Source organism: Olivibacter sitiensis DSM 17696 (assembly GCF_000427965.1).
Taxonomy (GTDB): domain Bacteria; phylum Bacteroidota; class Bacteroidia; order Sphingobacteriales; family Sphingobacteriaceae; genus Olivibacter; species Olivibacter sitiensis.
The window spans coordinates 127,708-141,393 of the sequence record NZ_ATZA01000002.1 but is presented as its reverse complement, the minus strand read 5'-3'; the positions used below and the strand labels follow the sequence as shown (position 1 = coordinate 141,393).

Annotated in this window: 13 protein-coding genes; 7 read left to right on the top strand and 6 right to left on the bottom strand. The window is 43.0% G+C overall.

Going from position 1 to position 13,686, the window contains the following annotated elements; translation table 11 throughout:
* The first annotated feature begins 223 nt into the window (after positions 1–223).
* From clpP to A37S_RS0101790, 4 genes are all read left to right on the top strand, one after another.
* Entirely contained in the window at positions 224–916 is a 693-nt protein-coding gene (clpP, locus tag A37S_RS0101805) for an ATP-dependent Clp endopeptidase proteolytic subunit ClpP (protein WP_028295523.1), read from the top strand.
* Positions 917–918: 2 nt separating this feature from the next.
* Positions 919–2,166 carry an ATP-dependent Clp protease ATP-binding subunit ClpX gene (gene clpX, locus A37S_RS0101800; RefSeq protein WP_028295522.1) on the top strand — a complete coding sequence of 416 codons (1,248 nt, stop codon included), beginning with the start codon at positions 919–921 and terminating at the stop codon, positions 2,164–2,166.
* Positions 2,167–2,241: 75 nt separating this feature from the next.
* Complete coding sequence (locus tag A37S_RS0101795; RefSeq protein ID WP_028295521.1) at positions 2,242–3,063, top strand: AMP nucleosidase; 822 nt, start codon at positions 2,242–2,244, stop codon at positions 3,061–3,063.
* 70 nt (positions 3,064–3,133) lie between these two features.
* Positions 3,134–4,498 (top strand): pyridoxal-phosphate dependent enzyme, encoded by a 1,365-nt coding sequence (locus tag A37S_RS0101790; RefSeq protein WP_028295520.1) that lies wholly within the window; start codon positions 3,134–3,136, stop codon positions 4,496–4,498.
* Positions 4,499–4,569: 71 nt separating this feature from the next.
* Here A37S_RS0101790 and A37S_RS0101785 read toward each other — a convergent pair whose 3' ends face one another.
* From A37S_RS0101785 to A37S_RS0101765, 4 genes are all read right to left on the bottom strand, one after another.
* Positions 4,570–5,190: a YceI family protein gene (locus A37S_RS0101785; RefSeq protein WP_028295519.1), complete on the bottom strand. Its 621-nt coding sequence runs from the start codon at positions 5,188–5,190 to the stop codon at positions 4,570–4,572.
* 110 nt (positions 5,191–5,300) lie between these two features.
* The gene (gene murA, locus A37S_RS0101780) at positions 5,301–6,626 is read right to left on the bottom strand and encodes a UDP-N-acetylglucosamine 1-carboxyvinyltransferase (protein ID WP_028295518.1); all 1,326 of its coding nucleotides are present in this window, start codon (positions 6,624–6,626) and stop codon (positions 5,301–5,303) included.
* A 90-nt stretch (positions 6,627–6,716) separates the two neighbouring features.
* Positions 6,717–7,385, bottom strand: a complete 669-nt coding sequence (locus A37S_RS0101770) for a DUF4290 domain-containing protein (protein WP_028295517.1) — start codon at positions 7,383–7,385, stop codon at positions 6,717–6,719.
* Positions 7,386–7,440: 55 nt separating this feature from the next.
* A complete protein-coding gene (locus A37S_RS0101765; RefSeq protein ID WP_028295516.1) occupies positions 7,441–9,720 on the bottom strand; it encodes an ATP-dependent helicase in 2,280 nt (759 codons plus the stop codon).
* A 72-nt stretch (positions 9,721–9,792) separates the two neighbouring features.
* On the opposite strand from A37S_RS0101765, the gene A37S_RS0101760 reads away from it, so the two are divergent.
* From A37S_RS0101760 to A37S_RS0101750, 3 genes are all read left to right on the top strand, one after another.
* On the top strand, positions 9,793–10,248 hold the full coding sequence (locus tag A37S_RS0101760) for an NUDIX domain-containing protein (RefSeq protein ID WP_028295515.1): 456 nt from the start codon (positions 9,793–9,795) through the stop codon (positions 10,246–10,248).
* A gap of 85 nt (positions 10,249–10,333) precedes the next feature.
* Positions 10,334–10,606 (top strand): hypothetical protein, encoded by a 273-nt coding sequence (locus A37S_RS0101755; protein ID WP_028295514.1) that lies wholly within the window; start codon positions 10,334–10,336, stop codon positions 10,604–10,606.
* Entirely contained in the window at positions 10,603–11,364 is a 762-nt protein-coding gene (locus A37S_RS0101750) for an MBL fold metallo-hydrolase (RefSeq protein WP_028295513.1), read from the top strand. The genes A37S_RS0101755 and A37S_RS0101750 overlap by 4 nt, the downstream gene beginning before the upstream one ends.
* 12 nt (positions 11,365–11,376) lie before the next feature.
* Here A37S_RS0101750 and A37S_RS23200 read toward each other — a convergent pair whose 3' ends face one another.
* Both A37S_RS23200 and A37S_RS23195 read right to left on the bottom strand, forming a co-directional pair.
* Positions 11,377–12,456, bottom strand: a complete 1,080-nt coding sequence (locus tag A37S_RS23200; protein WP_051292637.1) for a DUF6695 family protein — start codon at positions 12,454–12,456, stop codon at positions 11,377–11,379.
* A gap of 258 nt (positions 12,457–12,714) precedes the next feature.
* Positions 12,715–13,518, bottom strand: coding sequence for a DUF3050 domain-containing protein (locus A37S_RS23195; protein ID WP_036600877.1), 804 nt, complete (start codon positions 13,516–13,518; stop codon positions 12,715–12,717).
* Positions 13,519–13,686: the final 168 nt, after the last annotated feature.

The window sequence follows — 13,686 nt, the reverse complement described above, 5'->3', positions numbered from 1 at the left end:
TCCTCAAGAATGCTTTAGCTGTGCTTTTTATTAAAGCACAGCTTTTTTTATTTATTTTTCTTTCGTGCCATCCTTGATAGGACAAATTGTCAGCTATTTTTCAGAAAATCGAAATGGCGTGCTATTTGAACAGTAAATGCAGGCAATAAATAGGTCTGTTGTCTAGTTTAAATAATAATATTCTATATTAGCTAAATAATTTAATAGCTTAAAGTCAACTGTTATGAACATCGATAAGAACGAATTCAGAAAATACGCAATCAAACACCACCGCATAGGAAGTCAACATGTAGATCGTTTCATTGGGGGAGTTCAACGCAACTTTCCTACAGGGCTGACTCCATATATTATCGAAGAACGTCAACTTAACGTAGCCCAAATGGATGTCTTTTCCAGGTTAATGATGGATAGGATTATTTTCTTGGGAGATGCAATTGGAGATCAAGTAGCCAACATTATACAGGCTCAGTTGTTGTTCTTACAATCTGTCGATGCAAAAAGAGATATCCAGATTTATATCAATTCTCCAGGAGGTAGTGTATACGCTGGATTGGGTATATACGATACCATGCAATACATAAGTCCAGATGTGGCTACCATCAATACAGGTATGGCAGCTTCTATGGGAGCAGTGCTTTTGGTGGCAGGCGCGAAAGGAAAGAGAGCCGCACTAAAGCACTCTAGGGTCATGATTCACCAACCTTCTGGCGGTGCTCAAGGAGTAGCTTCGGATATGGAAATCAACCTGAGAGAAATGTTGAAATTGAAGAAAGAGTTGTATGACATTATATCTGCGCATTCGGGCCAAAGCTACGAATGGGTAGAAAAAGCTTCAGATCGTGACTATTGGATGACCGCCGAAGAGGCCAAGGAGATGGGCATGGTTGATGAAGTATTAATAGGTAAAAAGGATTAAAAATGGCAAAAAGTTCTAAAGAGGTGACCTGTTCATTTTGCGGTCTGCGAAAATCGGAAACCTTGATGCTGATCGCAGGGAACGAAGCGCATATTTGCGACCGTTGCGTGGCTCAGGCAAACGAGATTTTGGCCGAAGAATTGGCATTACGGAAAAACAAGAGTGTTCAGGCAGCCCTGAAGCTATTGAAACCGACGGAGATCAAGAACCATCTCGACCAGTATGTCATAGGGCAAGATGATGCCAAAAAGGTATTGTCCGTGGCCGTCTACAACCACTATAAAAGGTTGAACCAAAAGATAGACAAGGACGAGGTTGAGATAGAGAAATCGAATATCATCCTGGTAGGTGAAACGGGGACAGGAAAGACATTGTTGGCCAAGACCATTGCAAAGGTGCTTAATGTGCCATTTTGCATATGCGACGCCACAGTACTCACAGAAGCTGGTTACGTGGGCGAAGATGTAGAAAGTATCTTGACACGTTTGCTGCAAGCTGCCGACTACGATGTGGCATCTGCCGAGCGCGGAATAGTTTATATCGACGAAATCGACAAGATTGCGCGCAAGAGCGATAACCCATCTATTACCAGGGATGTTTCTGGAGAGGGTGTGCAACAGGCCTTGTTAAAGATATTGGAGGGTACCATTGTCAATGTTCCACCTCAAGGTGGTAGAAAACACCCCGATCAGAAAATGATAGCGGTCAATACCAACAATATTCTGTTTATCTGCGGTGGGGCTTTTGACGGCATACAAAAGAAAATAGCAAACCGCATGCGTACCAGCACGGTAGGCTACAAGATGAACAAGGAAACGGTGGATGTAGATATGGATAACCTCTATAAATACATCACTCCTCAAGACTTGAAAGCTTTTGGGCTAATTCCTGAGTTGATAGGGCGTTTGCCAGTGGTTACTTATCTTAATCCATTGGATAGGGAAACCTTGCTTAGCATTTTGACAGTGCCAAGAAACGCACTCATAAAGCAGTATAAAAAGCTGTTTGATTATGAGCATGTGGATTTACAATTCGATCCGGAAGTGTACGATTTTATAGTGGACAAGGCGAATGAGTTCAAACTTGGAGCAAGAGGGCTGCGCGCAATTTGCGAAGCCATTATGTTAGATGCCATGTTTGACATGCCTTCTTCCCATCAAGCGGGAGAGAAGAAGGAACTATATATTTCGTTGGATTATGCCAAGGATAAATTCCAGCATTCGGATTTGAAGAAGCTTCAGGTAGCGTGAAACAAATAATACAAACTGAAAGCCCTCGCCAATGCGGGGGTTTTTTGTATAATTAAATTAGGAAAGGAGTATTAAATGCCAAAAATCGTAAAAAAAGAAGTAGAAAGCCCGATTAAATCCGGGCTTAAAAACAAAGAAGATATTGTGCACAACTGGTTGCCTCGATATACAGGAAGGCCACTTGAGGAATTTGGTGAATATATCCTGCTGACCAATTTCTCCAACTATATAAGGCTTTTTTCGGAGTGGCATGACAATGCGCCAATATATGGTCTGGACAAGCCTATGCAAAGTGTAACGGCAGGCGGCATTACCATCATTAACTTTGGCATGGGGAGTCCAGTGGCCGCAACCATCATGGATTTGCTTTCTGCTATCCATCCCAAGGCGGTACTTTTTCTAGGTAAGGCCGGAGGTCTGAAAAAGAAAAACAACATTGGCGATCTTATGTTGCCAATCGCTGCTATAAGGGGTGAAGGTACTTCCAATGATTATTTTCCACAAGAGGTACCTGCGCTGCCTGCATTTGCTTTGCAAAAGGCTACATCCACTACTATCAGGGACCATGGTCTAGATTACTGGACGGGTACCGTCTATACCACCAACAGAAGGGTCTGGGAGCATGATAGGGAGTTTAAGAAATACTTGAAAGATATCAGGGCAATGGCGGTAGATATGGAAACGGCCACCATATTCAGTGTAGGCTTTGCCAATAAGATTCCTACGGGGGCACTTCTGTTGATATCCGATCAACCGATGATTCCAGAGGGCGTGAAAACAGCGGAAAGCGATTCTTCCGTAACGGCCAACTATGTCGAAAGCCATTTGAAAGTAGGTATTGAGAGTTTAAAACAACTTATTAACAATGGTTTGACCGTCAAACATTTGAAGTTTTGATTGAACCGTCGTGAAGTAGAAGGTAGAAAGCTTATGTCTTTTCCAGTTTTAATTTTTACTTTTGGTACATATGTGGTACAACAATATACTTGAAACGATAGGGAATACCCCTTTGGTCAAGCTCAACAAGATCGTAAGTGACATACCTGCGACTGTCCTAGCAAAAATTGAAACAACCAATCCGGGGAATTCAATTAAGGATAGAATGGCTGTCAAAATGATTGAGGATGCGGAGAAGGCAGGTCTTCTGAAACCGGGTGGGACGATTGTCGAAGGTACGTCGGGCAACACGGGAATGGGATTGGCCATCGCGGCAGTGATCAAAGGGTATAAATGTGTTTTTGCTACTACAGACAAGCAATCAAAAGAAAAAATTGATGCGCTACGGGCTTTTGGGGCAGAAGTTGTTGTATGTCCCACAAATGTGGATCCAGAGGATCCTAGATCTTATTATTCAGTAAGTAGCAGATTGGAAAAAGAAACACGGAATGCGTGGAAACCCAATCAATACGATAATTTGTCCAATAGCCAAGCGCATTATGAACAAACTGGCCCCGAGATTTGGGAACAGACCGAAGGAAAGATCACCCATTTGGTTGTCGGGGTTGGCACAGGGGGCACTATATCTGGTACGGGTAAGTTTCTCAAGGAGAAAAACCCTAATATCAAGGTGTGGGGTATAGATACCTATGGCTCTGTGTTTAAAAAATATAAGGAAACGGGAGAGTTTGACAAGGAGGAGATCTATCCCTATATCACCGAAGGGATAGGGGAGGATTTCTTGCCCAAGAACGTCGATTTTGATGTCATTGATTATTTCGAGAAAGTGACAGATAAAGATGCTGCACTTATGACTAGGGAGATAGCCCTGCAAGATGGGATTTTCGTTGGAAACTCTGCGGGTGCCGTTATTGCCGGCCTCCATCAATTGAAAGATCGCCTTAAGAAAGACGATGTGGTTGTTGTCATATTCCATGATCACGGTTCGAGATATGTAGGCAAGATGTTCAATGAGGATTGGTTGAGAGAACGCGGCTTCCTGAAGGACGAGAAATTGACCGCAAGTACAATTTTGGCTAAGAGGGGTGCTCAGGAAACGGTCATGGTAGATGAAGAGAAGACCGTGCTGGAGGTATTTAACATCATGAAGACACTCAATATCTCACAGCTTCCAGTAACCCAAAAGGGAATGGTGGTTGGCAAGGTGACAGAAGGAGATATCCTTAATGCGTTGCTGGAAAATCCTTCTGTAAAGTCTGATAGTATTGGTCGGATTGCGACCAGTTCTTTTCCTTTTGTAGATGCCAATGCCAGTATCGATCGTATATCTTCTTTAATTAATAAGACGAATAGTGCGGTACTGGTGGAAGATAGCGACGGAAAGATTGCCATTATCACGCAATATGATATCATTGATGCGATATCTTCCAAATAAGTTAGGTGCGTACGGGTATGTAATATCAAACAAAAGGCTTGAGAAAACTCCCAAGCCTTTTGTTTGATAGATTAATGAGCAATGATTTTTATCTTAAAGTTAATCTCTTTGCTGATCAGGTCGTCTTGCTTCCCTTCATAATTTACGCCCCAGTCCCCACGCACAATATTGAAATCTGTGGTAGCCTCGAAATGTTCACCTGTTGACGCAATCTGCTCTGCATCTATGGTGATATTCTTGCTAACTCCTCTTATAGTTAGATTTCCTGAGATTTTTAGTGTAGACCCTTCTTTACTTACTTTGCTAATCTCGAAAGTGGCTTCGGGAAACTTTGCCACGTCAAAGAAGTCTTCACTTTTTAGGTGCCCTTCCAGCTTCTGTTTGGACTCGCCGTCCAAATCCGTGTTTGCGATCGTATTTAAGTCGAGCACAAAATTTCCACCTACTAAGGTGCTATCCTCAAAATATAAATTGCCGGATTTGATTTTTACTGTACCGTGATGGCTACCAGTTACTTTGGTACCCTCCCATCTAACTTCTGATGCTGCAGTGTCTACCGCCAATTCGGATTTTCCTTCCGTGGTAGCTACTTCGGTTGCTTCGCTGCTATCCGATCGTTTACCTTCCGGATTGCCTGCACAAGAGGCAAGTAAAAGAGCACTGATGCCAACCGCTAATAATTTCTTTTTCATCTTTGAACAATTTTTTGTTAATATTTAACTAAAGCAAAAGAAAATTAATGTGATGTAATGTTTTGCCTTTAGCTTTATTTGTTAACTAACAATATTATTCAACATTATGTTTAGTGTGAAAGAGGTGCTCTATCGATTTTCTTTATATCAGCGCCCAATGCAATTAATCTCTTGTCTATGTTTTGGTAGCCTCTTTCAATCTGTTCTATATTGTATATTGTAGATTTGCCCGAGGCAGACAAGGCTGCTATTAATAGCGAAACCCCTGCGCGAATGTCTGGAGAAGTCATTTCTATGCCTTTTAGTTTGAAGGCCTTGTCGAGGCCAATGACGGTCGCCCTGTGAGGGTCACATAGTATGATTTGCGCTCCCATATCGATCAGTTTATCGACGAAGAAAAGTCTACTTTCAAACATTTTCTGATGGATTAGTACATTGCCCTTGGCTTGCGTGGCTACTACAAGCACGATACTGAGCAGATCTGGTGTAAACCCTGGCCAGGGCGCGTCACTTATTGTGAGTATGGAGCCGTCTATGAAGGTGTCTATTTCATAGTGTGCCTGTGCAGGAATATAAATATCGTCACCCCGACGTTCCAGCTTTATCCCTAAGCGTTGAAATACCGTAGGTATAATACCCAATTCGTCAAAATGGACATCCTTAATTGTGATCTCAGATCCCGTCATTGCTGCTAGCCCGATAAATGACCCGATTTCTATCATATCAGGCAGCATGCGATGTTCGGTACCGCTGAGGTAATCTACACCTTCAATGGTAAGTAGGTTAGAACCTATGCCGCTTATCTTGGCTCCCATGCGGTTGAGCATCTTACATAATTGTTGCAGATAAGGCTCGCAAGCCGCATTGTATATGGTTGTTTTTCCTTTTGCCAGCACAGCGGCCATCACGATATTGGCTGTACCGGTCACCGAAGCCTCATCCATCAGGATGTAGGTGCCCTTCAGGTTGGTAGCATCTATATTGAAAAAATGGTTGTCAGGATCGTAGTTAAACTTGGCTCCTAGTTTCTCAAATCCCAAAAAATGGGTGTCCAGTCGTCTTCGACCAATTTTGTCGCCACCTGGTTTGGGGATCGCTGCCTTGCCGAAGCGAGCCAACAGAGGACCTACAATCATAATGGAGCCTCGTAATCCGCCGCCTTTGGTTTTGAACTCCGGTGACTGGAAATAGTTTATATCGATATTGTCTGCTTCGAAAGTATACGTGTCTTCGTTTATGCGATCTACTTTCACGCCCAATGCAGCTAGCAACTCGATCAATTTGTTGACGTCTTTAATATCCGGTATGTTGCTGATGGTCATTTTTTCGGGCGTAAGCAATACCGCAGATAGTATCTGCAAGGCTTCGTTTTTTGCGCCCTGTGGGATAATTTCCCCTTTTAATGCTTTTCCCCCTACAATTTCAAATGCGTTCATGATGCTAAAAAATAAGACCGGCTCTTTATCCGTTGCGTTGAGCGATAATGAGCCGGCTCTCTTTAATAATAATACTTGGTTAACGAGTGTTTAATGGCGTTTTCCCATTTGGCGCTTTTTGTTATTGTTGTTGCCTTGGTTTCTCTTTTTGCCGTTTTGGTTGTTCTGATTGTTGGCTACTTTGGTACGGTTGCCAGGAGGCGGCGTCTTGAACTCCACCTTTGTTAACGAAACATCTTCAGAAAGTGCGAGCTCGCTGTTGGATATTTCCTTGAGGTCTTCCAGGATATGCTCATCAGCAACCGTATCTTTGTTCCAAGTCATGTAGGCCATTTTCATGAAATTGGCCAGTGACTGCGCCATATGCTGCTTCCGCTCTGGATCCTGCATTTTCTTCGCCTTCTCGATCATCATCTCCACCACATGACCGTAATGCTTGTACTTGATGCGGTGCTGAGGATATTCTAACCGCTCTGGCTTGGCATGGATGGCGCCGGGGCTCGGTTTTGGATAGGGTGAATCTACGTCAATTTTGAAATCGGATATGATGTGTAAATGATCCCAAAGCTTGTGCTTGAAATCAGAGACATCGCGTAGATGTGGGTTTAAAAAACCCATCAAATCTATCACCACTTGAGCATGTTTGTTTCGCTCTTCCTTAGTGGGTAAAGTACAGATATAGTCCACCATGTTTTGAACATTGCGTCCGTACTCTGCCAATATCAGTTTTTCTCTGGTACTATTATAATCGAAATTCATTTTTTGTTCTCCGTTGTGGGTTGTGTTGTCAGCTAATGCAAACAATCAACCGCGTTTAATTGATAATCCTTAATTTTGCAAATTTAAGCAACAATTGCTTCTGTCCTAATTCTTTGAAGAAAATAGTTGCCTTTATGTCTGGCTTGTTGCCTTCTAGGTTGATAACCTTGCCAAATCCGAATCGTTCATGTTCTACTTCCATGCCTACCTGTAGGCCACTGGTGTCCGAAGGGCTAAAGCCGGCAGTAGGGGTGTGCGCCTTGGGCAAGATAGATGTCGTCTTGGGCATGATTTTGGGCTTTGGCTTAGAAAATACATCTTTTGAAGATTGCCCCCAGCCTATGCGTTCGTCATCAAAGCCACCGCCAGTGCTGGGCTTTGCTTGGTTGAAGCTATATTCCAAATGAAGGTATCGTGGATCGAGCTCATCTATGAAACGACTTGGTTCACAATTGTTGAGTGTTCCCCAACGATAACGGGATGTCGCATATGAAAGTGTAAGCTTTTTTTCTGCTCTCGTGATCGCTACATAGAACAGCCTCCGTTCTTCTTCGAGATCGCTGCGCGAGTTGAGGGAAAGCTGTGAAGGGAAAAGGTTTTCCTCTAGGCCCACGATGAAAACCTGCGGGAATTCAAGTCCCTTTGAAGAGTGAATGGTCATGAGCGATACGGTATCGGCATTGGGATTTTTGTCGTTATCGTCATTGGTGAGCAAGGCAACATCTTGCATGAATACATTCAAGCCGTGTTCTTCGATATCCTCCCGCTCGCTAAATTCCTTGATTCCGTTCAGCAATTCTTGGATGTTTTCGTATCTGTTCAGTCCTTCTACGGATTTGTCTTCGTATAAGTCTTTCAATAGGCCAGAGTGCTGTGCGATATGGAGCGCCACATCATAGGCTTTGTGTTTTTTTTCCAGCACTTGAAAGCTCTGTATCATGGATCCAAAAGGATATACCGCCGCCGCGGTGCGACCGTCAAGAAATTGTTGCGGATTGGATACTATTTCCCACAACGTTTTTTGATGTTGGTCCGCAGCTATGAATATACGCTCAACCGAGGTGTCGCCAATGCCTCTTCTAGGGTAGTTGATAACCCTTTTGAGTGCCTCCTCATCATTGGGGTTGAGCGTGAGCCTAAAATAGGCTATCAGGTCTTTTATCTCTTTTCTTTGATAGAAGGAAGTGCCTCCGTATATCTTGTAAGGGATGTTCAACTTGCGTAGGGATTCTTCCATGGCCCTAGACTGGGCGTTGGTACGATATAAAATGGCGAAATCCTTGAAGTGCAGGTTTTGCAACGATTTATCCTGAAGAATGGCCTCCGCTACCATTTTTCCTTCTTCATTGTCACTGAAAGCACGAACTACCTTTATCTTGTCGCCCTCTTCATTTTCAGAAAATACGTTTTTCTTGAGCTGATTCGTGTTGTTCGAGATAATGCTATTTGCTGCGTTGACAATATTTTGCGTAGATCGATAGTTCTGTTCCAATTTGAACACGTGCAGATCGGGGTAATCGCGTTCGAAATTCAGTATGTTTTGGATGTTCGCTCCTCTGAAAGCATAAATACTCTGCGCATCATCACCCACTACACAAATGTTTTCGTTCATGGCAGCGAGCTTTTTCACAATAAGGTACTGCGAAAAGTTGGTGTCTTGATACTCGTCCACCATAAGGTATTTGAACTTGCTTTGGTATTTGTATAGTACTTCTGGATGATCCTTGATGAGCACATTGGTCTTGAACAGCAGGTCATCAAAATCCATTGCCCCCGCCTTATAACACCGCTGGGTATAGGTCAGGTAAATCTGTCCAAGTTGAGAGCGACCGCCCGATTGATCTTCCGCTTGTATTTGGGCATTTTTGGCGTATTCGGCAGCCGAGATCAGGTTGTTTTTCGCCGCTGAAATACGACCATAGACGAAATTGGCATTATATAGCTTATCATCTAGTTGCATTTCTTTCAGAATGGCCCTGATGAGGCTTTTGCTATCGTCGGTGTCGTATATCGTGAAATTATTAGGATATCCAATATGATGCGCTTCCACTCTAAGTATTTTTGCAAATACGGAGTGGAAGGTGCCCATCCAAATATTCTTGGCTTCATTTCCCACTACCTGCATTATCCGCTCGCGCATTTCCTTCGCCGCCTTGTTGGTGAAAGTCAATACCAAGATATTGAAAGGGTCTACACCGTTTCTGATTAAGTGCGCTACCCGATAGGTGATGACCCTCGTTTTGCCCGATCCTGCACCTGCCACTATCATTACGGGTCCTTCGGTTTGTTCTACAGCCGCCCTTTGGGAAGGGTTTAATCCTTGTAAATAATCCAATGCTTCCTCGTTTTTTTAGAGATGTAAAGATAGCGTTTTCATTTGAATATAATTTGTTTTTACATTTGCTTTATGCAAAGTCTCTATCCTTTTAACGTACGTGTATACGGTATCTTGCTGAATGACAAGGACGAAGTGCTCTTGAGTGACGAACAGGAATATGGCATGCGCTTTACCAAGTTTCCCGGTGGGGGGCTGGAATATGGAGAGGGGCTGATTGATGGTCTTAAAAGGGAGTACTTGGAAGAGTGCGGAGTTGCAGTGAATGTACTGAGACATATCTATACGACGGATTTTTTTGAACGATCATACTTTAATGATAGCCAGATCCTATCTGTTTATTACCTGGTAGACTATCCTGGTCCATTTCACGTTTCGTTCAAGGAAAAAGCTTTTGACTTTGATGGAGAAGGAGAGGTGCTACAGGCTTTTCGTTGGATGCCCATACACCTGTTAGACGACAAAGTGCTTACCTTCGATACCGATAAGCGGGCATTTAGTGAACTATTGATGCAACTGGGTACCTAAGATAGGGAGATAGAATTTAATGTAGGCTACCTCTTGAATACCATGCGGATAATGTTTAATTTTAACGATCAATTTCTATAACAACGTGTTGCCATTTACGCAAACTTCTTTGGATAAACTGGAAAGGCTGCTTTTGTCTTTGGGATTTAAAGTTAGGTATGAGAAAGGGAACTTTCGTACTGGTTCTTGCGTGATACAGCATAGTAAGGTGGTAGTGGTCAATAAATTCTCTAACATGGAAGTGAAAATTAATTCGCTGGTCAATCTGATCAATGGAATGGAAATTGATCAGTCTCTGCTGGACGATAAGCAAAAGCAATTACTTTATTCTATCAAACAAACAAAATTAACGCTTTGAAAGTCACATTTCTTGGAACTGGAACCTCACAAGGTGTGCCCATGATTGCATGTGATTGCCCTGTATGTCAATCTACCGATCCCCGGGATAAGCGTCTTCGATCCTCCGTCTTTATCGAGGTGAAAGACAAGCAAATTGTAATAGATACAGGGCCCGATTTTCGTTATCAGATGCTTCGAGAAAACGTCAAGCGATTAGATGCGGTTTTGTTCACGCATATGCACAAGGACCATATCGCTGGGTTGGACGACATCCGCGCGTTCAATTATAGGCAAGGGAAAGCCGTGGATATTTATGCTGATGAGCTTGTGCAAGAGGCGCTAAAGCGTGAGTTTTACTATATCTTCTCGGCAGAGAGGTATCCGGGTGTGCCACAAGTTGAGATGCATTTGGTAGAACAATTGCCTTTCTCGATTGGCGATGTTTGCATTCAGCCCATAGATGTTATGCATTACAAATTGCCCATCAAAGGATACCGGATAGGGGACTTCACCTATCTCACCGATGTTAAAACCGTGTCGGAAGCATCACGAAAACTTATAAAAGGCTCAAAGATACTTGTCGTCAATGCGTTGCAGCGGGAACCACATATATCTCATTTTACACTCTCGGAAGCTATTGCTTTTGCAAAGGAAATCGGAGCTGAGCAAACTTATCTAACTCATATTGGGCATAGGATGGGCAAATATATCGACGTTTCCATGGAATTGCCGTCCAATATTCACTTGGCTTATGACAGGTTGGAGTTGGAGCTCTAATCTGGGCATTAATTAAGAAACGTCGTTCATATCACTGACCATCAGCTCGGCGCTTTCCGTAGTGCGTAGCAGAATGATTTCATCTTCCTGTAAAATGCGATGGGCATCGTAGCCGCAATCATAGGTGAAATAGAAAGGTCTGCACATATCTATTTCCCGTTCTGTCACACAGGTTGCTTGATAGACCATTTCCCCTTTGCTGTCGTAACGAGTGACCGAGTAGAAATTTTCGCTTTTTGAGACGATAGATAGTGAAAACCATGCACCCTCATTTACGCCGCCTAACCATTGGGTATGAGGAGGCAAATCGACAGGTCTTTCAGGTTCATCTACCAAGCCCGGGGCCAGCTGGTCGCTGGGGAGCAAGGCTGCTTTTTTGGAAAAAAGGTTATGCCCCAAGAGCCGTAGTTGAAAATAGAATGATTGAAACCTGTTCATCTTCTTTTGCTCCAGCACGCCTTTGTGGTAGCAATAGACAATTCTGTCTGGCACGCAATTTACCACGTTGCTCATGGGGCTTGGTTTCAGGCATTCGGGTATAAAGACATGCTTCTTTGCAGGATGCTTTGGCGTGTAGCCTGCCAAAAGTATCTGCGCTACAAACCTTGAGCAGCTATTGTTGGCCCGTGCAAACGCGCCGTATTTTATGGGACCCACTTCCATCACTTTTTCCGCATATTTGTTGGCAGCCGTATAAGACAAGCCTGTGGCTACCGAAAAAAATATCCTGCCTGTGCCATGCGTGGCATGTTCTATACGTTCAATCTCGGCTATTATGCTTTCTAGATTTATGATCTTGCCCCGGGAATCGATCTCTGCAGACATAGACAACGTGAGGCGTGGGTCTGTAGTGTGTGAGCGTGCACGCCCGTAGCCACGAGGGGTGATGTACCTGCCAAAGTCATAATAGGCCAACTTGCCACTAGAACGGTGTACCAGTACGATGGCGGCGTGCCCAACTCGAAAATTGAGGTTTTTTACAATTCCAATTTTTTTTAACATCGACATCCAACGCTCGTCTCCGAAAGCTGTTTGGTCTGGCCATGCAATCACAATGGCTAAATCTTGGTAATCGTCAACTTTTCTTAACATAGATATTCTCACATGTTAGGGGCATTAAACCCTTAAAGGTTTCCCTGCCTTTAGGCGGCAAGTAATCCAATCTAAACGCTACAAGATTTATTAAAATTCATTGAACCATCTGATAGTTTAGATTATTTCGGTGTTGAAGATAGAAAAAAAAGGTAAAAAACGGATATCTTTCGTCAAAATTTAATATTTGGGATTTTCCGTATGGCCTTTGTGATTGCCGGTGTTTCTTTTGTTATTTGTTGTAAATCAATTTTTTAATTATTGCATAGTGGTGTGCATGAAGGATTTTTCTTTATGTTTGAGAACCTCCAAGGCCCCATCCCAAAGACGAATGCGCGCCTGCAGTGCTTTAATGACCCCATCGGTTGCCTGTTGCCATTTCTCTTCATCATTCCCACATAGCTTGGCCGTCATCTGCAAGGCTAGGTGGCTGTGGTGATCACCATCTACCTCAATATGTCTTTCCAAATAGTATTTATAAATGGAGATGCTGTTAGATAGTGATTTATTTATATCTCTCACGATGTTGATGAACATGTCTGGAATGAGGTCTTCTCTGCCGAATGTAAATACTGCTGCTTGAACATGCGCTTTCCCGGAATGAATGATGTCAAATGTTTGTCGAATAAAATCAGCTGCTTCGATAGGGATTTGGGCTGTTTTTGCGCTATCGTCTAGCGTATGCCCTGCACGTAATTGCTGCTCCAGCAATAACATGGAACTGGTGTTAGAACCACTTTGTTCCATGGCTTCCAAGTAAAGTTCGTAATGGCTTTTTCTCCTGCCATGCTGGTCCAAGTCGGATTCTTCGCCGGTGACAATTTCGTTGATGAGATACCTCGTTTCGGGATCCCCTACAGGAAACCAGGGTACGGTGGTGCAAGTAAGGGCATTTTGCAATGCTTTCAACAAGGACATGAAATCCCAAACTGCAAAAACATGGTACTCCATGAATGTATTCAAATCGTCGATGGACATGATCGAGGCGTATAGGGGATGATCTACTATTTGCTTCCTGAAAGGTTCAATGTCTCTTTTTAACTGCGCTAGCTTGTTTTCCATAAAAAGTGTTTCAGTTTCGTTTTAGTGCTGCCAAAAATAAGTATAGCAATTGGTTGTTTTGTGATATATTGTAATGTCCGTGTCTAAAAATGGAAGTTTTGTTAAAAATGATAATTTGTACTTGGATTTTAAAACAAAAGTCTATTAATTTGGTAGGTATTATAGTTT

Excerpts from the sequence above, each read along its gene's own strand:
- A37S_RS0101760 (WP_028295515.1), top strand. The coding sequence starts at position 9,793 with ATGCAAAGTCTCTATCCTTTTAACGTACGTGTATACGGTATCTTGCTG.
- clpP (WP_028295523.1), top strand. The coding sequence starts at position 224 with ATGAACATCGATAAGAACGAATTCAGAAAATACGCAATCAAACACCAC.
- A37S_RS0101770 (WP_028295517.1), bottom strand. The coding sequence starts at position 7,385 with ATGAATTTCGATTATAATAGTACCAGAGAAAAACTGATATTGGCAGAG.
- A37S_RS0101790 (WP_028295520.1), top strand. The coding sequence starts at position 3,134 with ATGTGGTACAACAATATACTTGAAACGATAGGGAATACCCCTTTGGTC.
- A37S_RS23195 (WP_036600877.1), bottom strand. The coding sequence starts at position 13,518 with ATGGAAAACAAGCTAGCGCAGTTAAAAAGAGACATTGAACCTTTCAGG.
- murA (WP_028295518.1), bottom strand. The coding sequence starts at position 6,626 with ATGAACGCATTTGAAATTGTAGGGGGAAAAGCATTAAAAGGGGAAATT.
- clpX (WP_028295522.1), top strand. The coding sequence starts at position 919 with ATGGCAAAAAGTTCTAAAGAGGTGACCTGTTCATTTTGCGGTCTGCGA.
- A37S_RS23200 (WP_051292637.1), bottom strand. The coding sequence starts at position 12,456 with ATGTTAAGAAAAGTTGACGATTACCAAGATTTAGCCATTGTGATTGCA.
- A37S_RS0101795 (WP_028295521.1), top strand. The coding sequence starts at position 2,242 with ATGCCAAAAATCGTAAAAAAAGAAGTAGAAAGCCCGATTAAATCCGGG.
- A37S_RS0101785 (WP_028295519.1), bottom strand. The coding sequence starts at position 5,190 with ATGAAAAAGAAATTATTAGCGGTTGGCATCAGTGCTCTTTTACTTGCC.